This is a genomic window from Pseudomonas putida, assembly GCF_028682455.1.
Taxonomy (GTDB): Bacteria; Pseudomonadota; Gammaproteobacteria; order Pseudomonadales; family Pseudomonadaceae; genus Aquipseudomonas; species Aquipseudomonas putida_AA.
In genome coordinates this window covers 461271-481133 of record NZ_JANHLD010000004.1, presented here as the reverse complement: position 1 = coordinate 481133, position 19863 = coordinate 461271, and the positions used below count along the sequence as shown (strand labels likewise).

At 62.6% G+C, this 19863-nt stretch carries 19 protein-coding genes; 11 read left to right on the top strand and 8 right to left on the bottom strand.

Annotation, left to right across the window (positions count from 1 at the left end; genetic code table 11):
* Positions 1–1137, top strand: coding sequence for a flagellar biosynthesis protein FlhB (flhB, locus tag NPS58_RS25380; RefSeq protein WP_274117988.1), 1137 nt, complete (start codon positions 1–3; stop codon positions 1135–1137).
* Positions 1138–1803: 666 nt separating this feature from the next.
* Here the strand turns inward: flhB and NPS58_RS25375 are convergent.
* Together NPS58_RS25375 and NPS58_RS25370 are read right to left on the bottom strand one after the other, a co-directional pair.
* Complete coding sequence (locus tag NPS58_RS25375; RefSeq protein WP_274117987.1) at positions 1804–3657, bottom strand: DUF4105 domain-containing protein; 1854 nt, start codon at positions 3655–3657, stop codon at positions 1804–1806.
* Positions 3658–3733: 76 nt separating this feature from the next.
* Complete coding sequence (locus NPS58_RS25370) at positions 3734–4222, bottom strand: DUF3015 domain-containing protein (protein WP_028944041.1); 489 nt, start codon at positions 4220–4222, stop codon at positions 3734–3736.
* 279 nt (positions 4223–4501) lie between these two features.
* On the opposite strand from NPS58_RS25370, the gene NPS58_RS25365 reads away from it, so the two are divergent.
* The 5 genes from NPS58_RS25365 to NPS58_RS25345 all read left to right on the top strand — a co-directional run bounded on the left by NPS58_RS25365 (position 4502) and on the right by NPS58_RS25345 (position 9174).
* Positions 4502–6940, top strand: a complete 2439-nt coding sequence (locus NPS58_RS25365) for a Lon protease family protein (RefSeq protein WP_274117986.1) — start codon at positions 4502–4504, stop codon at positions 6938–6940.
* Between the two features lie 159 nt (positions 6941–7099).
* Positions 7100–7441 (top strand): hypothetical protein, encoded by a 342-nt coding sequence (locus NPS58_RS25360; RefSeq protein WP_028944043.1) that lies wholly within the window; start codon positions 7100–7102, stop codon positions 7439–7441.
* Positions 7442–7541: 100 nt separating this feature from the next.
* Complete coding sequence (locus NPS58_RS25355) at positions 7542–8030, top strand: TIGR00645 family protein (RefSeq protein ID WP_028944044.1); 489 nt, start codon at positions 7542–7544, stop codon at positions 8028–8030.
* Between the two features lie 134 nt (positions 8031–8164).
* On the top strand, positions 8165–8470 hold the full coding sequence (locus NPS58_RS25350; RefSeq protein WP_274117985.1) for a DUF6482 family protein: 306 nt from the start codon (positions 8165–8167) through the stop codon (positions 8468–8470).
* Between the two features lie 86 nt (positions 8471–8556).
* Complete coding sequence (locus tag NPS58_RS25345) at positions 8557–9174, top strand: FKBP-type peptidyl-prolyl cis-trans isomerase (RefSeq protein WP_274117984.1); 618 nt, start codon at positions 8557–8559, stop codon at positions 9172–9174.
* A gap of 60 nt (positions 9175–9234) precedes the next feature.
* Here the strand turns inward: NPS58_RS25345 and NPS58_RS25340 are convergent, their stop codons facing one another.
* The 3 genes from NPS58_RS25340 to NPS58_RS25330 form a co-directional block, all read right to left on the bottom strand.
* Positions 9235–9483, bottom strand: a complete 249-nt coding sequence (locus NPS58_RS25340; RefSeq protein WP_028944047.1) for a hypothetical protein — start codon at positions 9481–9483, stop codon at positions 9235–9237.
* Between the two features lie 135 nt (positions 9484–9618).
* The gene (locus NPS58_RS25335; RefSeq protein WP_028944048.1) at positions 9619–9960 is read right to left on the bottom strand and encodes a zinc ribbon domain-containing protein YjdM; all 342 of its coding nucleotides are present in this window, start codon (positions 9958–9960) and stop codon (positions 9619–9621) included.
* Positions 9961–10059: 99 nt separating this feature from the next.
* Positions 10060–11028, bottom strand: a complete 969-nt coding sequence (locus NPS58_RS25330; protein ID WP_274117983.1) for a polyprenyl synthetase family protein — start codon at positions 11026–11028, stop codon at positions 10060–10062.
* A 251-nt stretch (positions 11029–11279) separates the two neighbouring features.
* Here NPS58_RS25330 and rplU point away from each other — a divergent pair, with 251 nt between their 5' ends.
* The 5 genes from rplU to NPS58_RS25305 all read left to right on the top strand — a co-directional run bounded on the left by rplU (position 11280) and on the right by NPS58_RS25305 (position 14957).
* Positions 11280–11591, top strand: coding sequence for a 50S ribosomal protein L21 (gene rplU, locus NPS58_RS25325; RefSeq protein ID WP_038614793.1), 312 nt, complete (start codon positions 11280–11282; stop codon positions 11589–11591).
* A 31-nt stretch (positions 11592–11622) separates the two neighbouring features.
* Entirely contained in the window at positions 11623–11880 is a 258-nt protein-coding gene (gene rpmA, locus NPS58_RS25320; RefSeq protein ID WP_010225698.1) for a 50S ribosomal protein L27, read from the top strand.
* Positions 11881–12073: 193 nt separating this feature from the next.
* Positions 12074–13297 (top strand): Obg family GTPase CgtA, encoded by a 1224-nt coding sequence (gene cgtA, locus NPS58_RS25315; RefSeq protein WP_045187980.1) that lies wholly within the window; start codon positions 12074–12076, stop codon positions 13295–13297.
* 75 nt (positions 13298–13372) lie between these two features.
* A complete protein-coding gene (proB, locus tag NPS58_RS25310) occupies positions 13373–14491 on the top strand; it encodes a glutamate 5-kinase (protein ID WP_274117982.1) in 1119 nt (372 codons plus the stop codon).
* Positions 14492–14501: 10 nt separating this feature from the next.
* Positions 14502–14957, top strand: a complete 456-nt coding sequence (locus NPS58_RS25305) for a CreA family protein (RefSeq protein ID WP_274117981.1) — start codon at positions 14502–14504, stop codon at positions 14955–14957.
* Positions 14958–15065: 108 nt separating this feature from the next.
* Here the strand turns inward: NPS58_RS25305 and mksF are convergent, their stop codons facing one another.
* The 3 genes from mksF to mksB are packed head-to-tail and all read right to left on the bottom strand — an operon-like array spanning position 15066 to position 19862.
* The gene (gene mksF / locus NPS58_RS25300) at positions 15066–17897 is read right to left on the bottom strand and encodes an Mks condensin complex protein MksF (protein WP_274117980.1); all 2832 of its coding nucleotides are present in this window, start codon (positions 17895–17897) and stop codon (positions 15066–15068) included.
* Positions 17894–18595 carry an Mks condensin complex protein MksE gene (gene mksE / locus NPS58_RS25295; RefSeq protein WP_274117979.1) on the bottom strand — a complete coding sequence of 234 codons (702 nt, stop codon included), beginning with the start codon at positions 18593–18595 and terminating at the stop codon, positions 17894–17896. The genes mksF and mksE overlap by 4 nt, the downstream gene beginning before the upstream one ends.
* Entirely contained in the window at positions 18585–19862 is a 1278-nt protein-coding gene (mksB, locus tag NPS58_RS25290) for an Mks condensin complex protein MksB (protein ID WP_274117978.1), read from the bottom strand. The genes mksE and mksB overlap by 11 nt, the downstream gene beginning before the upstream one ends.
* Position 19863 lies beyond the last annotated feature (1 nt).

The following is a 19863-nucleotide window of genomic DNA, read 5'->3' as shown; positions in this document are numbered from 1 at the left end:
ATGGCAGAGAGCGAGAGCGGTCAGGACAAGACGGAAGACCCCACCGAGAAGCGCAAAAAGGACTCGCGTGAAAAAGGTGAGATCGCCCGTTCCAAGGAGCTCAATACGGTCGCCGTGACCCTGGCCGGTGCCGGCGGCCTGCTGGCGTTTGGTGGTGGCCTGGCCGAAACCCTGATGGAGCTGATGCGCATCAACTTCAGCCTGTCACGGGAGGTGCTGATCGACGAGCGCTCCATGGGCATCTTTTTGATGGCCTCGGGGAAAATGGCCTTGTTGGCCACCCAGCCGGTGCTGTTGGTGCTGCTGTTGGCGGCGATCATCGGCCCGATCTCCCTGGGTGGCTGGCTGTTCGCCGGCGGCACCCTGGCGCCGAAGTTCAGCCGCATGAACCCGCTGGCCGGTATCAAGCGGATGTTCTCCATGCATGCGCTGGTCGAACTGCTCAAGGCCCTGGCCAAGTTCTTCGTGATCCTGATCGTGGCACTGGTGGTGCTGGCCTCTGACCGTGACGACTTGCTGGCCATCGCCAACGAGCCCATCGAACAGGCGATTATCCATAGCGTGCAGGTGGTGGGCTGGAGCGCACTGTGGATGGCGGCGGGCCTGTTGTTGATCGCGGCGGTGGATGCGCCGTTCCAGCTGTGGCAGTCGCTGAAAAAACTGAAGATGACCAAGCAGGAAGTGCGCGACGAGTACAAGGACAGCGAGGGTAAGCCCGAGGTCAAGCAGCGCATTCGCCAGTTGCAGCGCGAGATGTCCCAGCGGCGGATGATGGCGGCGGTACCTGAAGCGGACGTGATCATCACCAACCCGACCCATTACGCCGTGGCGCTCAAGTATGACCCGCAGAAGGGCGCAGCACCGCTGTTGCTGGCCAAGGGCACGGACTTCCTGGCCTTGAAGATTCGTGAAATCGGCCAGGAGCACAGTATCCAGTTGCTCGAATCCCCGGCGCTGGCGCGCTCGATCTACTACTCCACCGAGCTTGAGCAGGAAATCCCGGCGGGACTGTACCTGGCGGTGGCCCAGGTGCTGGCGTACGTGTACCAGATCCGCCAGTACCGGGCGGGCAAGGGCAAGCCGCCGGAGCCACTCAAGGACCTGCCGATTCCACCGGACCTGCGCCGCGACTCCTGATGCCGGTAGGCGCGGGCTTGCCCCGCGATAGCCATAGGTATCTACACATCTCTAACCCAGGTTTATAGAGATGACTCAGGGCTGGTTTTGTACAGTGCCATCGTGTGCTTATCCAGCTGATGTGGCGAGGCTGCCGACCCCTTCCGCCTTTACGGCGTCCTACTTTTTTCTTGGAAAAAGTAGGCAAAACCGCTCGCTCAATCATCCGGCCCTACGCTGCGCTTCGGGTTCCCTCCCTGCGCACCGATTCCGGGGGCCGCGCCGAAGGGGCATCCATGCCCCTCGGCGCTTTCCGGCCCATCCATGGGCCTCCACCCCCTCCATCGGCGCTCCACTCGGCCTCCTGAAATCGCGAAAGATCAAAAGCAGATCAAGATCAAGAGCACAATTCGCTTCGCTCTTGCTGGGCGAGGGTGCACACAAGATTTGTATGCACACCGTGCTGTTGATCTTGCTGTTGATCTTGATCTGTCGCGACTTCAGGAGGGAACCCGGAGCGAAGCGTAGGGCCGGATGATGGAGCAGGCGGTTTTTGGTTACTTTTTTCCAAGAGAAAAAGTGACCCGCCGTAAGGGCGGAAGGGGCCGGCAGCTTCGCCACATCAACTGGATAAGCATACCGATGCTCATCGCTGACAAGCCCGCCCCACAGGCCCTGCGATCACGCTCAATAGTGATACCACTTCAACTCCAGCATCACCTCGTTCTGCGCTGTCGACAACTGGCTGAACTCGCGCTTGGCACTCAGGCGCAAGCCCAGGTTCTGTGACAGCTCCCATTGCTGGTTCAGGCTCAGGGTGCGGCGTACTTCGCCGTTGGTGAAGTAGTCGCCCTTCGCCTCGAGGGTCATGTTCCCCAGCGGGTTGCGCCACAGCAGGCCTGTGTTGAAACCGGCCGCCGGGGCGATGAATTCGGCGAAGTCATTGTTGTGCTCCACCCGCACCGTACCCAGGGCAAAGCCGAGCATGTCGTCGGCCAGTTGCCAGGTGCCCCCGGCGCCGCCATTGACGTGGCTGACCAGCACATCGTCCTCATGCTTGCCCAGCACGCGCTCAAGGCCGCCGGTGACTTGCCACGACCAGGGTTGCAGCAGCGCGTTACGGGGCGTCAACGAGCGAATGGTGGCCAGGTCCAGGCGTTGCACTTGCCAGTCGTTGTCCTCGTACTGGCGCACCTTGAGCTGGAGGATCTCGATCTGCGCGCCCAGGGGGAAGCCATAGGCGTTGTCGTTGAGGTCGTGGTAGGCCATGCGCAAGCCGTATTCGGCAAAGGCGCGGTCCTCGCGGGTGCCGGCACCAAGTTGCCAGGTGCGTGACTGGTGGCCGTCTTCAGGCAGGCCTGGGCGTTCGATATCCAGCTCCGGCGGCGGGTTGCGGTTGATGGCCCGCAGCAGTTCGAAACTACGCCGGGTGCGTGCCGGGTCGCGCTCCTGGCCGTTGGCGCGGTAGCGCTCCAGCCGGTAGGCGGCGTCCTGGATCAACGCCTGGCGATCACGGGGCAGGGCGGTGAAGGCCGGGCTTTGCAGTTGCTCGGTATCGGCGCTGATGGTCAGCACCTGCTGTTGCTCATCGGCATCCAGCGGCTTGGCCCGCTCCAGCAGCTCCCGCTCGCGGGACGGTCGATAGTCGATACGCTCCACCAGGCCCGACTGCTTGACGGCCTTGACGGTGTCGGTCGGGATTGCCGTGAGCGGGAACTGCGAGGTCAGGTCCAGGCTCGGGCGTGCCACCTGCAGCAGTTCGAGCAGGCGGTAGGAGCAGTTTTCGTCGAAGAAGAAATAGTCGAACTGGATCTGCTTGAGTTCCCAGATGTGCTCGACCATGCGCCCGGTTTCTTCGGGCGTCAGGTTCAGCCGGTATTCCCACAGGTCGCGGTTTTCCAGGCTGCGGTACTCGGAGAGTTTTTCCTGGTAGGGCACCAGGGCGAACAGGCCGGGGTAGCCGCCCATCAGGCCCTTCCAGGCGTAGAGAATGCTGTTGTCGTTGCCTTCGATGTAGGCACCGAAGTTGATCGCGTAGCTGAGCAGTGCCGTCTCGTTGCTTTGTACGTCGGCCTGGTCGATGCGCAGCAGGGTATGGCCGAACATCGAGGAGGGACTGTTGAGGTAGGCCGCCGGGAAGATCATCACCGCACTGTGCGGCGAAACATCCTTGAACCATTGGGTGTACTCCTTGCAATCCGGCGTCGGCAGGTCATCGAGCGATAGTTGCTCGCGCAGCCAGCGGGTGCGGGCCGGGAATACACATTGCGCATGCTTGTCGCCGAGGCTGGCCGGTGCGTACAGCGCCTGGACCGTGGCGCGCAACTCCTGGTCTGGATGGTGGGCGCCGTCTTCGGCGAGAAAGAAGCGGCGGTCGTCGACGTAGCTGCGCCAGCCACCGAGCTTGGCGGTTTCGTAGTGGCCCAGGGCGATCCAGTAACGGTCGGCAGCCAGTTGCGCAAGGCGCGCGTCATCGAACGAGGGGGCAGCATGCAGCGGGGCGCAGGCACAGAGCGCCAGGTAGGCAAGGCGTTTGAGCATGTCGGGCAACTAAGTCTGAATGATGCCGATAGAGGCGGAAAACAACCCGCCCCGGTAAAGGGGCGGGTGGCCGAGCTTATGCCTGGGTCGCGTACTTGGCCAGGCGTGGATCGCTTTTGAGGATGGCCAGGGTGTTGGTGTGGACATCTTCGGCGGTCACATCGGCCGTCTTGAAGATTTCCTGGAAGTGCTGGTGGGTGACTGCCGCGAAGTGGGCGCGGTCTTCCGGGGCTACACCGAGAACCACGGCATAGGTGGTCAGGGCTTCGCCCTGGCCCTTGGCCATGTCTTCGGAAAGCTCGTTCATCATGCCGTTCATGGCGAACCAGGATTTGCCGCCATAGGTCAGAGCAGCGTTGGTCGAGCAACCGTTGGTGCCCGAGGTCATGCCGAAGGTGGCGTTGCCGGACGTGCCGTTGGTGGTGGATGCGAGGAAGTGGGCCGGTGTGCCGCGCTGGCCCTCGAACAGCATGTTACCCCAACCGCAGTCCGGTCCGCCTGGCGCCTGGGCCATTGCATTGAGGGAAACCGCGGTGAACAAAGTACCCAGAAGAATCCGTTTCATAGCGTTGTTCTCTTTCTAGTCGTACAAACCAAAGGTCAGGGTTGTCTGGCATGGCTGTAGGAGCGGTAGCCAGTGGCGGGTCGGTTGTTTACCCAGCCGCGCAGTTATGGAGTTTAGGCACGATCTAAGGGTTCCGTGATTTATTGCGAAAAATTGGCTTGGAACATTGACGTGGCGCGGGTTTTCGACCCTGCGACATATTGTGCCGATGAGCCTTGCAAGGCGCGGGCAGGCGGCGCCAGAATGCCGTCATCTGCCCCGCCGAAGTAAGGAAGCCCGATGCCCGATCCTGTCGCTGCGAGTCTGCGTCTTGCGCCTGAAGCCCTGACCCGGCCGTTTTCCGCCGAACAGTTCGCTTTTTCCACTACCAATGATCTGGAGCCTTTTCGCGGTGTGCTAGGCCAGGAACGTGCGGTCGAAGCCTTGCAGTTCGGCGTCGCCATGCCACGTCCCGGCTACAACGTATTTGTCATGGGTGAGCCCGGCACCGGGCGTTTCTCTTTCGTAAAGCGTTACCTCAAGGCCGAAGGCAAGCGCCTGCACACGCCGTCGGACTGGGTCTACGTCAACAATTTCGACGAGCCTCGCGAACCGCGTGCCCTGGAACTGCCAGCCGGCAGCGCCGGTGCGTTCATCAGCGACATCGGTGGCCTGATCGACAACCTGCTGGCCACTTTCCCGGCGGTGTTCGAGCACCCGTCCTACCAACAGAAAAAAAGCGCCATCGACCGCGGCTTCAACCAGCGCTACGACCGTGCCCTGGATGTGATCGAGCGCGCCTCGCTGGAAAAGGACGTCGCCCTGTACCGTGACAGCAGCAACGTCGCCTTCACGCCGATGGCCGATGGCAAGGCGCTGGACGAGGCGGAGTTCGCCCAGTTGCCGGAAGCCGAGCGCGAGCGCTTCCATGAAGACATCGCCGCCCTGGAGGAGCGTCTCAACGAAGAGCTGGCGAGCCTGCCGCAGTGGAAGCGTGAATCCAACAACCAGCTGCGCCAGCTGAATGAAGAGACCATCACCCTGGCGCTTCAGCCACTGTTGGCGCCGCTGTCCGAGAAGTATGCGGAAAACGCCGCGGTATGCGCCTACCTGCAGGCCATGCAGGTGTACCTGTTGCGCACGGTGGTCGAGCAATTGGTCGACGACAGCAAGAGCGATGCCCAGGCGCGCAAACTGCTTGAGGAGCAATACGCACCGAGCCTGGTGGTTGGCCATCACGCCAGTGGCGGCGCACCGGTAGTGTTCGAGCCGCACCCGACCTACGACAACCTGTTCGGCCGTATCGAATACAGCACCGACCAGGGCGCGTTGTACACCACCTACCGGCAGCTGCGCCCAGGTGCTTTGCACCGGGCCAATGGCGGTTTCCTGATTCTTGAAGCGGAGAAGATGCTGGGCGAGCCCTTTGTCTGGGATGCGCTCAAGCGTGCGCTGCAGTCACGCAAACTGAAGATGGAGTCGCCGCTGGGTGAATATGGTCGCCTGGCCACCGTCACCCTCAACCCGCAGATGATCCCGCTGAACATCAAGGTGGTGATCATCGGTTCGCGCCAGCTGTACTACGCCCTGCAGGACCACGATCCGGACTTCCAGGAAATGTTCCGGGTTCTGGTGGACTTCGACGAAGACATTCCCATGGTCGACGAGAGCCTGGAGCAGTTCGCCCAGTTGCTCAAGACCCGCACCAGCGAGGAGGGCATGGCGCCCCTGAGCGCCGATGCGGTGGCCCGCCTGGCGACCTACAGCGCCCGCCTGGCTGAACATCAGGGGCGCCTGTCGGCACGCATTGGCGACCTGTTCCAACTGGTCAGCGAGGCGGATTTCATCCGTCACCTGGCCAACGACGAGATGACCGATGCCGGCCACATCGAACGGGCGCTCAAGGCCAAGGCCACGCGTACCGGCCGGGTGTCGGCGCGCATCCTCGACGACATGCTCGCCGGAATCATCCTGATCGACACCGAAGGTGCGGCCGTGGGCAAGTGCAACGGCCTGACCGTGCTGGAAGTCGGCGACTCGGCCTTCGGTATACCGGCGCGGATTTCCGCCACGGTCTATCCCGGTGGCAGCGGCATCGTCGACATCGAGCGTGAGGTCAACCTCGGCCAGCCGATCCACTCCAAGGGGGTGATGATCCTTACCGGTTACCTGGGCAGTCGCTACGCCCAGGAATTCCCCCTGGCAATCTCCGCGAGTATCGCCCTGGAGCAGTCCTACGGTTACGTGGACGGTGACAGTGCGTCGCTGGGCGAAGCCTGTACGCTGATCTCGGCCTTGTCGAAAACCCCGCTCAAGCAGTGCTTCGCCATCACCGGCTCGATCAACCAGTTCGGCGAAGTGCAGGCGGTGGGCGGGGTCAACGAGAAGATCGAAGGCTTCTTCCGCCTGTGCGAGGCACGCGGCCTGACCGGTGAGCAGGGCGCGATCATCCCCAGGGCCAACGTTGCCACGCTGATGCTCGACGAACGTGTGCTGCAGGCCGTGCGGGCGGGCATGTTCCATGTCTATGCGGTCAGCCAGGCCGACGAGGCACTGAGCCTGCTGGTGGGTGAGCCGGCCGGTGAGCCCGATGCCGAGGGCGAGTTCCCCGAGGGCAGCGTCAACGCCCGGGTGGTGGAACGCCTGCGCGTGATCGCTGAAATGATCAGCGAGGAGGACCTCAAGGAGGCCGAGAAGGAGCAGGCCGAGCAAGCCCTGGCGCAGGTCAAGCCGACCTGAGTCAAATAATCGGCGCCGCAGCGGGTCTGACCGCTGGGCGCCGGTTTTCCCACGCAGTAACGGAATTCTTCTATTCTGATAATCAGGGAACGTAGTCGCTAAAGGATCGAAACAGCCTTGCCCGCAGGGCTGAACAAGTGTTTACCGAGGGACGTCGCCATGCCGCGCAACCTCAGCCTCACCCGTCAATGCCTGGGCCTGGTGACCCGCATTGAATGCAGCATCCGCCCACTGGCCGGCGACAACGGCATGTGGACCCTCCTGTTTGCCGCCGGCATGGCTGGCGAGCAACCTTCGGCCATCAAGGCCCAGGGGCCGTTTCACGGGCCCTTCGTGGCTGAATCGGTCCTCAGCGCCATCGTTGACAGCCTGACCTTGCACGGCTACCAGGTCGCCGACGACCCGCAGATCTGGTGTGTACACCTTCAAGCCCAGCTACGCCGTATCAATGGCGAGCGGGTCCATCACGTCGGCGACTTCCAGTTCCATCCGGAAACCTGAACCGCCTGGCGCCACGCCTGCGGCAGTGTGCCTCGGGCTTTTTCTGTCATGGCTGGCTGTTATACTCGCGCTCGCTTTTTGGCCACCTGACGAGTTTTCAATGGAACGTATTATCGAAAATGCGATGTATGCCTCGCGCTGGCTGCTCGCCCCGATCTATTTTGGTCTGTCGTTGGGCCTGCTGGCGCTGGCGCTGAAGTTCTTCCAGGAGATCTTCCATGTCCTGCCCAACGTCTTCGCCCTGGCCGAAGCCGACCTGATCCTGGTGCTGCTGTCGCTGATCGACATGGCCCTGGTAGGTGGCTTGCTGGTGATGGTGATGATCTCGGGCTATGAGAACTTCGTCTCGCAGCTGGACATCGACGAGGACAAGGAAAAACTCAACTGGCTGGGCAAGATGGATTCTTCTTCGCTGAAGATGAAAGTTGCCGCGTCGATCGTGGCGATTTCCTCGATCCATCTGCTGCGGGTGTTCATGGATGCGCGCAACATCGAGACCCAGTACCTGATGTGGTACGTGATCATCCACATGACCTTCGTGGTATCGGCCTTTGCCATGGGTTACCTGGACAAACTGACCAAGCATTGATCACTTGATTGGTGCAGTACACGACCGCCCGTCCGTTGCAAAACGGACGGGCGGTTGCGTTTTTGCCTTGTGCTTTGCCGCCTGCTGTACGAAAAATGAACGGTCACTCGAAGTTCCAGTCACGAGGTATCGCAATGAACCTTCAACAACTGAACACCGAGGCCAGGGCTGGTCATGTCGAAGAACTCAACCTGATCGCCATCGAAGGCGGCGATTACATTCTCGAAGCCCGCGTGAAAGGCCACGCCCATCCCCTGTCGGATACCCGGGGCGAGCGCCTTAAAGTCCATTCGTTAGTCGATGCGCAACGCCTGCTCAATGGCTTGCCTGCCGTACCGCTGCACCTGGTGCACTGGTCGATGGACGACGAGATGTGCGGGGGAGACGTCACCGGCGACGGCGACCTGAAAATACCGATGCCCAGACGTTCCGCCTGGTAGCTGAACTGCTTTGCTGCAGTGTGCTAGGCTGCTCGCCCTTTTCATAAAGGGCGCGGTTGTCGTGCGCCCTGCTGCGGAGCAAGCAAATGTCCGAAATCAACCTGTCTACCGACGAAACCCGCGTCAGCTACGGCATCGGCCGTCAACTGGGTGGCCAACTGCGTGACAACCCGCCACCGGGCGTCAGCCTGGAAGCCATCCTGGCGGGTCTGACCGACGCCTTCCACGGCCAGGACAGCCGCGTCAGCGAAGCCGACCTGTCGGCCAGCTTCAAGGTCATCCGTGAAATCATGCAGGCTGAAGCCGCTGCCAAGGCCGAAGCGGCTGCTGGCGAAGGCAAGGCCTTCCTGGCCGAGAACGCCAAGCGTGACGGCATCACCACCCTGGCCTCGGGCCTGCAGTTCGAAGTACTGACCGCTGGCGAAGGCGCCAAGCCAAGCCGCGACGACAGCGTTCGTACTCACTACCACGGGACCCTGATCGACGGCACCGTGTTCGACAGTTCCTACGAGCGCGGCCAGCCAGCCGAGTTCCCGGTCAGCGGTGTGATTGCGGGCTGGACCGAAGCCCTGCAACTGATGAACGCCGGCAGCAAATGGCGCCTGTACGTTCCAAGCGAGCTGGCCTACGGCGCTCAGGGCGTTGGCAGCATCCCGCCGCACAGCGTACTGGTATTCGACGTCGAGCTGCTGGACGTCCTGTAATACCTGATCGCGGGGCAACCTCGCTCCAGCAGGAGCGGGCTTGCCCCGCGATGTTGTCTATCAATTCCACTCCGTTCCACCCCCAGGGCGCAACGCCCGGGCATAGCAGAACAGGAACAGGTTCCTCACCAGTTCCTTGAGCACGATCGGCTCACTCGAATTCAGACCATTGAGATCCAGGTCACCCTGGTCACGCAGTTCGTCCAGTGCTTCTTCTTCAAGCACGGCACAGACCTCGCCGGTTTCCCGGTGCAGGATGCGCAGGTACGGATGGGGGCGGTCAAGCCAGGCGTCTATCAGATAAGTCATGGCTATTCTCCTTGGAAGCGTCCAATGAGAATAATTCTTATTATCAAAATAGCAAGTGCCTATTGGCAGAAAGTTGCCGGGGTGTGCTTGCGATGTGCTTCGAGGCTGGAGCCCAGCCCCGAAATCACACGGGGATCAGACCTTGCGGACGAACTCGGACTTGAGCTTCATCGGGCCGATGCCGTCGATCTTGCAGTCGATGTCATGGTCGCCATCGCACAGGCGGATGTTCTTGACCTTGGTACCGACCTTGACGACCAGCGAGGTACCCTTGACCTTCAGGTCCTTGATCACGGTAATGGTGTCGCCGTCCTGCAGGACGTTGCCCACCGAATCCTTCTTGACCGCTTCATCGCTCACTGCCTCGGCGTCACCGGCGGCAGACCACTCGTGGGCGCACTCGGGGCAGATCAGCTGGGTGCCGTCTTCGTAGGTGTATTCGGAGTTGCATTTTGGGCAGGGTGGCAAAGTGCTCACTAGGGTTCCTCAAGACGTACAGGTACAAAGCCTACATTGTATAGGGTTTTATCCGTCAGAGGCTAATCGGGCCCATCGGACGATGGGCCCCGGGAAGGATCAGTGGGTGCGGGCGACAGCGAATTCGCTCAGCTCCACCAGGGCATCGCGGTACTCGCTGGCTGGCAGTACATCCAGGCAGGCGATGGCGCGGGCCACGTAGTCGCGGGCCAGCTGGGCGGTGTAGTCGAGGGAGCCGGAGGCTTCGACAGCGGCGCGGATGCTCTCCAGGTCCTCGATGCCGCCTTTCTGGATCGCCTGGCGAACCAGTGCGGCCTGTTCGGCAGTACCTTCGCGCATGGTGTAGATCAGCGGCAGGGTCGGCTTGCCTTCGGCCAGGTCGTCACCGACGTTCTTGCCCAGGGTTTGCGCATCGCCCTTGTAGTCGAGCAGGTCGTCGACCAGTTGGAAGGCCACGCCCAGGTGGTCGCCAAAGGTACGCAGGGCTTCGCTCTGCTCATGGGTGGCCTGGGCCAGGGCCGCGGCGCTGTGGGTCGAGGCCTCGAACAGCATCGCGGTCTTGCCGCGGATGACGTCCATGTAGACTTCTTCGGTGGTGCTGGCGTCGCGGACCTTGGACAGCTGCAGGACTTCGCCTTCGGCGATGACCCGGGTGGCCTTGGACAGGATCTGCATGACCGGCATCGAGCCCAGCTCGACCATCATCTCGAACGAGCGCGAATAGAGGAAGTCGCCCACCAGTACGCTCGGCGCATTGCCCCACAGGGCATTGGCAGTGGAGCGGCCACGGCGCATGCCCGACATGTCGACCACGTCGTCGTGCAGCAGGGTGGCGGTGTGCAGGAACTCGATGGTGGCGGCCAGCAGGCGCAGGTCGTCGCCTTCGCGACCCAGTGCCTTGCCGCACAGCAGCACCAGCAGAGGGCGCAGGCGCTTGCCGCCGGCCGAAGTAATGTAGTCGCCGATTTTCGATACCAGCGGTACACGCGAAGTCAGCTGTTTCTTGATAATCTCGTCAACGGCGCTGAAGTCGTCCGCTACCGCGCGGTAGAAAGCTTGGGGTTGCATCGGCCACAGGTGCTCCATAAAGGTTGCGCGGCATGCTAGGTCGCGGGTCCCGGCCTGTCAAGGCGCGGTCCCGGCGGGCCCGGGGCGGGACTTGCAAGGGGCGGGCGGCTTGCGTACAATCGCGCACCCTGAACTTCCTGGGCAGCACCTGCCTTACGCAATTGCACTGGGCCGTTCCAGCCCTATGCAGCCATGCCAGCCAATACTCTTCCTATAAAGAGCTGGGTGAGCAGGATTATCGGAGAAATACCATGTACGCAGTAATTGTTACCGGTGGCAAGCAGTACAAAGTCGCCGAAGGTGAATACCTGAAAATCGAAAAACTGGAAGTCGCCACTGGCGAATCCGTGACTTTCGACCGCGTTCTGTTGGTTGCCAATGGCGACGACGTGAACATCGGCGCTCCAGTCGTTGCTGGTGCCAAGGTTGTTGCTGAAGTGATCTCGCAAGGTCGTCACGACAAAGTGCGCATCATCAAGTTCCGCCGCCGTAAGCACCACATGAAGCGTATGGGCCACCGCCAGTGGTTCACCGAAATCAAGATCACCGGTATTTCGGCTTAATCGCCTGAATCCATTTCTGGAGAATTGAACCATGGCACACAAAAAAGCTGGTGGTAGTACCCGTAACGGTCGCGACTCAGAAGCCAAACGCCTTGGCGTGAAGATGTATGGCGGCCAGGCTATCATTCCTGGCAACATCATCGTCCGTCAGCGCGGCACCCAATTCCACGCTGGCTACGGCGTTGGCATGGGCAAGGATCACACCCTGTTCGCCAAGATCGCGGGTAAGATCAAGTTCGAAGTAAAAGGCGCCTTCGGTCGTCGTTACGTGAGCGTTGTCGCCGAGTAATCGCGCGAACGCTGGAAAAGCCCTGTCTCGCGACGGGGCTTTTTCGTTTGTGGGGTGAGTCTCTTGCAAAGCTGTTTGTATGGGCTGCCGGCGCTGGTGTTTCGGTCGTTGACGGGGGCCGCCGCGCTCACTTTTGCAAGAGCCTTATGTCTTTGTGTCACTCAGCTCGTCCAGCTGACGAGAGGCGGTTTTTATGAAGTTTGTTGACGAAGTATCGATCCGGGTCAAAGCCGGTGACGGCGGTAACGGTTGCATGAGCTTCCGCCGCGAAAAATTCATCGAGAATGGCGGTCCCAACGGCGGTGACGGTGGCGACGGCGGCTCGGTGTTCATGGTCGCCGACGAAAACCTCAACACCCTGGTCGACTACCGCTACACCCGTCATTTCGAAGCCCAGCGCGGCTCCAATGGCGGCAGCACCGACTGCACCGGCAAGAAGGGCGACGACCTGATCCTGCGCGTGCCGGTCGGTACCACCGTGATCGACTCCGCCACCCAGGAAGTCATCGGCGACCTGGTCAAGCCTGGCCAGAAGCTGATGGTGGTCCAGGGCGGCTGGCACGGCCTGGGCAACACCCGTTTCAAATCCAGTACCAACCGTGCGCCACGCCAGACCACCCCGGGCAAGCCCGGTGAGCAGCGTGACCTGAAGCTGGAAATGAAAGTACTGGCCGACGTCGGCCTGCTGGGCTTGCCGAATGCCGGCAAGAGTACGTTCATCCGCTCGGTATCGGCCGCCAAGCCAAAAGTCGCCGACTACCCATTCACCACCCTGGTGCCGAACCTGGGCGTGGTCAGTGTCGATCGCTGGAAGAGCTTCGTCATCGCCGACATTCCCGGCCTGATTGAAGGCGCCTCCGACGGTGCCGGCCTGGGTATCCGCTTCCTCAAGCACCTGGCCCGTACCCGCCTGTTGCTGCACCTCGTCGACCTCGCGCCGCTGGATGAAAGCAGCAGCGCCGACGCCGCCGAAGTGATCGTCAACGAGCTGACCCGCTTCAGCCCGTCGCTGGCCGAGCGCGACCGCTGGCTGGTGCTGAACAAGACCGACATGCTGATGGACGACGAGCGTGACGAGCGGGTCAAGGAAGTGGTCGAGCGTCTGCAGTGGGAAGGTCCGGTCTATGTGATCTCGGCCATCTCCAAGCAAGGCACCGAGCAGCTCAGCCGCGACATCATGCGCTACCTCGAAGACCGCGCCGACCGCCTGGCCAACGACCCGGCCTACGCCGAAGAGCTGGCCGACCTCGACCAGCGCATCGAAGACGAAGCCCGTGCCCAGCTGCAGGCCCTGGACGACGCGCGCGCCCTGCGCCGCAGCGGCGTCAAGAGCGTGCACGACATCGGCGACGACGATGACGACGATTGGGATGATGACGACGAAGACGGTCCGGAAATCATTTACGTGCGCGACTGATTCGTTGCAGTACACTAAACGCCGCTCTCAGGAGCGGCGTTTTAGTATCTAAAGATCTCTATAGGTTGGAAGAAGATGCGGAGCAAGGTGACGGGTGCGCAGCGCTGGGTAGTGAAGATCGGCAGTGCCCTGCTGACAGCAGATGGCAAGGGCCTCGATCGCACGGCCATGGGTGTTTGGGTCGAGCAGATGGTGGCGTTGCACGAGGCGGGTGTCGAATTGGTGCTGGTATCGTCCGGGGCGGTTGCCGCCGGGATGAGCCGCCTGGGCTGGTCCAAGCGACCCAGTGCCATGAATGAGCTGCAAGCGGCGGCCTCGATCGGCCAGATGGGCCTGGTGCAAGCCTGGGAGTCGAGCTTTGCCGAGCATGACAAGCACACTGCACAGATTCTCCTGACCCACGACGACCTGTCGGACCGCAAGCGCTACCTCAACGCGCGCAGCACCTTGCGCACGCTGGTGGAACTGGGCGTGGTGCCGGTGATCAACGAGAACGACACCGTGGTGACCGACGAGATCCGTTTCGGTGACAACGACACCCTGGCCGCCCTGGTGGCCAACCTGGTCGAAGCCGACCTGCTGGTGATCCTCACCGACCGTGACGGCATGTTCGATGCCGACCCGCGCAACAACCCCGATGCCCAACTGATCTACGAGGCCCGCGCCGACGATCCGAGCCTGGATGCAGTGGCTGGCGGCACCGGTGGCGCCCTGGGTCGTGGCGGCATGCAGACCAAGCTGCGTGCCGCGCGCCTGGCTGCCCGTTCCGGTGCCCATACCATCATCGTCGGTGGTCGTCTGGAGCGCGTGCTGGATCGCCTCAAGGCCGGCGAACGCCTGGGTACCCTGTTGTCGCCCGAGCGCGGCATGCTGGCCGCGCGCAAGCAGTGGCTGGCCGGGCACCTGCAGACCCGTGGCACCCTGGTGCTCGATGCCGGTGCCGTACAGGCCCTGCGCCAGGCCAACAAGAGCCTGTTGCCGGTCGGTGTGAAAACCGTGCAGGGGAGCTTCCGCCGTGGCGAGATGGTCGTCTGCGTCGGCCCGGACGGTATCGAAGTCGCCCGTGGCCTTGCCAACTACAGCGCCCTGGAAGCACAGAAGATCATCGGCCAATCCTCCGAGGCCATCGAGAGCCTGCTGGGCTACATTGCCGAGCCGGAACTGGTCCATCGCGACAACCTGATTTTGGTCTGAGGAAACAACTGTGTTCAAAGGGATAATTGCAGCGGCGCTGCTGGCATTGCCGGCAGTGGCGGCGGCCGAGGAAATCGGCCAGGTGTCGACCGTGTTCAAGTTCGTCGGGCCAAACGATCGCATTGTCGTCGAAGCCTTCGACGACCCGAAGGTCGAGGGGGTGACCTGCTACCTGTCCCGCGCCAAGACGGGCGGCGTGAAGGGCGGCCTGGGCCTGGCCGAGGACCGTGCCGAAGCCTCCATTGCCTGTCGCCAGGTTGGGCCGATTCGCTTCAAGGAGCAGCTCAAGGACGGTGACGAGGTGTTCAAGGAGCGCACCTCGCTGGTGTTCAAGACCATGCAGGTGGTGCGCTTCCTGGACAAGAAGCGCAACACGTTGGTTTACCTCGTGTACTCCGACCGCTTGATCGAAGGCAGCCCGCAGAATGCGGTGACGGCGATTCCGATCCTGCCGTGGGCGCAGTAACCCTGGGTTGATTTCATCGCTGGCAAGCCAGCTCCCAGAAGGACCATTGCAATCCCTGTGGGAGATGGCTTGCCAGCGATGGGGCCGGTAAAGGCCCCCGCAGCAACGTCAGGCCGAAGCCTCTTCCTCTTCTTCGCGTAGCACCGCCTTGACCTCATCCAGGCGGCTGATGAACTTCCAGTCCGCCTCGTCGATATAGATCCCGTTCGGCCCGCTGCCGCCTTCCAGGTCGATGGCGACATGCGCAGAGACCTGCGGCTTCACGCTCGCCAGAATCGGTACGAAGCCCAGCTGCAGGCTGGTTTCCAGCAAGGCCGCCTGGTTGCGTTCGTCGATGTCGGCGGCCTCGTCCAGGTAGTAGGGCAGGCGTACACGACCAGCCAGGTCGCGGTCCATCAGGTGCAGCAACAAGTACATGTTGGTCAGCGCCTTGATGGTCATGGTGGTGCCGTTGGACGCCGCGCCGTCGATGTCGGTGTGGATCACCGGCTGACCGTTGACCTTGGTGATCTCGAATGCCAGTTCGAACAGGTCCTTGAGGCCCAGCTGGTTGTGGTTGGCCGCTACCAGTCGTGCCAGGTACTCCTTGGCTTCTTCGTTCTTGTTGTCCTGCTCGGCGCTGGCGCTCAGGTCGAACACCGACAGGGTCTCGCCTTCTTCGTACTGACCGGCGCTGTGGATGATCTGGTCGATGTGCTTGAGCGCTTCCTTGTTCGGTGCCAGCACGATGCGGAAGCTTTCGAGGTTGGACACCTGGCGCTTGTTGATCTCGCGGTTGAACAGCGCCAGCTGGTGCTCGAGGCTGTCGTAGTCGCTGCGGATGTTGCGCAAGGTCCGGGCAATGTCGGTGACCGCTGCGCGGCGCGCCTTGCCCAGGGTCAGGGCTTCGTCGGTGCGGTGCGCATACGCGTTGATCAGCAGTTGCAGGCGGCGCTCCATGTCGTCTTCGCTGTCGAACTTGGCCACGCCCTTGAGGCGTACCTGGGCGTACAGCGCCTCGATCTGGCCATCGACCCGCAGCAGGCCCTGCCAGCTGTCCTGGTAGTCGTTGAGCAGTGGCAGCAGGTTGTCCATGCTGTCGTCCACCGGCTCCATGAACGGCGTACCGAACGGCAGGTCGGCAGGCAGCAACTGGCGACGGCGCAGGGCGTCGTCGAGGGTGCGCTGCTTGGCCTCCATGTCGGCGATCTGCCGGCCGACCAGTTGCAGCTTGGCCGACAGTTGCTGGACGCGTTCGGTGAAGGCGTCGCTGGAGCGCTTGAGTTCGTCCTGGGCGGCTTCCATTTGCGCCAGCTGTTCAAGCTTGTCGCCTTCCTCGGCCGACAGCGTCTGGGTGCGACGGAAGTCTTCCAGGGCCTTTTGCGCGTCCAGTACCTGCTGGTACAGGGTTTCGGTCTGGGTCTTGCTCGCGGCGCGGTCGGCGGCCACGGCTTGCTGGGTCTTGAGCTGCTTGAGCTCTTTTTCCAGGCGCTCCTTCTGGTCGCGCAAGGCGGCGCGGTCGGCCAGGGCCTGCAGGGCCGGCGGCTCGATGTGCGAGAGGTCGATGGACAGGCCCGGGGCCTCGAAGCGCTCGCCCTTGAAGCCGTCGAGCACCGCTTCCAGGGATTTGACCCACAGGTCGCTGTCGTCCAGCTCGATGCCGCGCTCACCCAGTGGCAGGCTGAACAGCGCACCGTTGAACAGGCGCATCAGGCGCTCGACATCCTGCTGGGAGAACTCTTCGCGCAGGCGGGCGTAGCTGTTGTTGTCGGCATGGTCGAGCTGCTGCTTGACCGACTTGAGGCGTTTTTCCAGGTCGCGCAGGCGCTCTTCGAGGTCTTCGGCGCTGAACTGGCGCGACTGGGCCAGGGCTCCGGCCAATTCGTCGTGGGCGTCTTTGGCGGCCAGTAGTTGCTGTTCCAGCACCTTGACGTCATCGACCAGAGCGAAGCGGTGCTTGAGCACCGACAGCTCGCCGAGCCAGCGCTGGATACCGGTGATCTCGCGCTCCAGGCGCATCAGCTCCTGGGTACCGCCGCGCTGGTCGTTCTGCAGGCTGTCCTGTTCGTTCTTGTAGTGCTCGGCCTGGATCACCAGCTCTTCCTTGCGGGCGCTGGCGTAGTCCTGCCAGGTGCCCAGCAGCGAGTCGAGCAGTGGCGACAGGCGATGCAGCTTGCCGCGCAGGATGTCGCGCTGGGCCACACCGTTGGCCAGGGCCTCGACCAGGGGGCCGGCGGCGACCAGGGAGTTGTAGTCCTGCTCCATGCGGCGCACGTCGCGGAAGGCCTCTTCGCAGGCGGCGATGTAGTCGACGCTGCCCGAGCGCAGGCTGTGCTCGAAGGCATCGAGGAACAGCTGCTTGAGCTTGGCGGCGGTGATCTCGCGCATGTGCAGCAGGTTGATGAACAGCGCGCGGAAAGTCTTCAGGCTCTGCTCGCTGGTGGAGCGCAGCGGGATCAGGGTCAGGTCCAGCGGGATCGAGGTGTGCCCCCCGACCAGCAGGCGACGCAGTTCGTCAGGCTTGAGTTCGTAGGCCTTGATCCCGTTGCGCTCGAGATTGCTGAACAGCTCCTTCTGGCGCAGGCAGGTGTCGTTCTTCTGGTAGTGGGCCAGGTCCAGTTCGCCGGCATAGGCAAAGAACTGATGACCGAAACCGCCCCCCGGGCCACGACCGACCACGCCGATCACATGCGGGCCGTGGGGCAGGTTGACCTCGCAGAGGATGTAGCTGGTGTCGCTGGCAAAGTAGAAGCGCCGGGATTGCTCCAGGCTGTACTTGCCGAAGCTCATGTCCGACATGCGCGCCAGGATCGGGAACTGCAGGGCGTTGATCGAGGCCGACTTGCCCAGGTTGTTGGCGCCGTAGACCGACAGCGGGTGTTCCAGCGGGAACAGGCCCAGGCTGTAGCCGGCGGTGTTGAGCAATGCAAAGCGGCGAATGCCGTAGCGTTCCTGGCTCATGCGTCAATCTCCTGTTGCTCTTCGGCGATGGCGCGGGCCAAGGCGTCTTCTTCACTTTCTTCGAACGGGCTCAGGTCGAGCGGATCGTCGGTGCGGTTCAGCGCTTCGGGGCTTTGTTCTTCGACCAGCACCGGCGTCGGCAGCGGCAGGGCACTGTGCAGGCTGGCGGCCAGGTCGCGGTCCTGCTGCACCGACAGGCACACGTCGAGGAAGCGGTGCATCGGCGGCAGGAAGCGGTAGATACCGTTCTCTTCGTGGGCAAAGCCCAGCTGGGTCATGCGGCGCATGATCTTTTCTTCCAGCTCGTCCGGGGTCTGCACTTCGGCCTGGATGAACAGGTCGCGGTACTTCTCCAGCATCGACGGCAGCTCGTCGCGGCCAAGGCTGCCGCCGTCGAGCACCGACATCGGGTCGCGGCCCTGGTCCGCCAGGTGTTCTACCAGGATGAAGGTGAACAGCGACAGGCGCTGGGCCGTCTTGTTGACCTGGGCAGCGGCCTGGTCGGGGACGAAGTAGTAGAAACCACGGGTGTCGCACACCAGCTCAAAGCCCAGGGCCTTGAACAGGCCGCGGTACTGGTCCTGGAAGTTCGACAACTGGCCGTACAGTTCCGGATCGCGGCGACTGATGTGAAAGCCCTTGAACAGCTCGCGGAAGATCGGTGCGAGCTGGGACAGTTCGGAAAGATCAAGATGCATGGGCAGGGCTCGCAGTTGGTTCAGGCGATGATTCGCGGCTGGATGTCAGGGCGAAGGAACGCAGGCTGACCAGGTGTTCGCGGGTGGTGTATTCGCGGCGCTCGAGGCGCTCGCGGGCAAAGCGTTTTTCCCGCGACAGGCGCGAGAACCAGTACAGCAATTCGTCGGTTGCGCCGTCTGGCTCCTGGTCCAGCAGCCAGACCATCAGGTCGGGCAGGGGCAGGGCGCTTTCGCAGCGCTGGAGCATTTCCTTGACCGTGCGCGGCGCCTTCGGGCTGTCGCCGCGATTGCTCTTGTGGGCCTTGGGAAATTGCGCGGGCTTGGGCTCGAAGCGGGCCAGGGCATAGACGTAGGCTTCGACCTGGCTGGCGCTGCCCAGGAAGGTGCTTTGCGGGCGGGTGAACAACGGCATGGCCGCCTGCGGGACGGCGTCCAGGCCCTTGCGACGGATCACCGACAGGGCAAGGGCGGCGCCGCGGGTCACGGCGTTGTGGCGGCGCGCTTCTTCACGCAGCGGCAGCAGCAGTTCGCGGGCATGGCGCAGGGTCAGCTGGGCGCTGGTCTGCATTTCGAGAATGCGCGCGTGGGTGCGCAAGAGCATGTCGTCGTCGACCAGGTGACCAAGGCGGGCCTGTTCGCCCAGCAGGCGCAGCAGCACGGTTTCGACCTTGCGCACGCCTTGTTCGAAGGCGCCGTCGGCATTGACCAGCTGGATCATCGGCTCGACGTATTCGTCCCAGGTCGCCAGGACCTCTGCGTAGCGTTGACGCAGCGGGATCTGGCGGTCGCTGGTCTTGGCCCGTTCGGCCACGGCGACCAGGGCCTGTTCGTCGTTGTCGAGTTTTTTAAGGACGTCGCGTACGCGCATGTCGAGCAGGCGCAACTGGCGGGCCAGGTCGTTGCTGTCACGAATCTCGAAGGCATCCTGGATGTGCCCGGCCAAACGCTCGAGGTGGCGCAGGTAGGCTTCGATCTCAAGGCACAGGCCCAGGCGGTGTTCGCGACGCAGGTAGGCGAGGAAGTCGTGGATCTGCGCGTTGAGCTCGAATCGGTTGGGGCTCTTGGCCACCGGCACCAGGATATCGAGGCGAATCCAGACGTCGAGCAGGCTGGTGATGTCCTGGGGCGTGCTCTCCAACTGCTGGCTGGCCAATTGCTGGCGCAGTTCGCCGAGGCTCAAGGTGCCTCCGTCGAAGCGCTCGCACAACGGCTCAAGCAAGGCCCAGTGTTCGGCTAGGGCGCGCAGGACGCGCTTGGGTTCGATCATT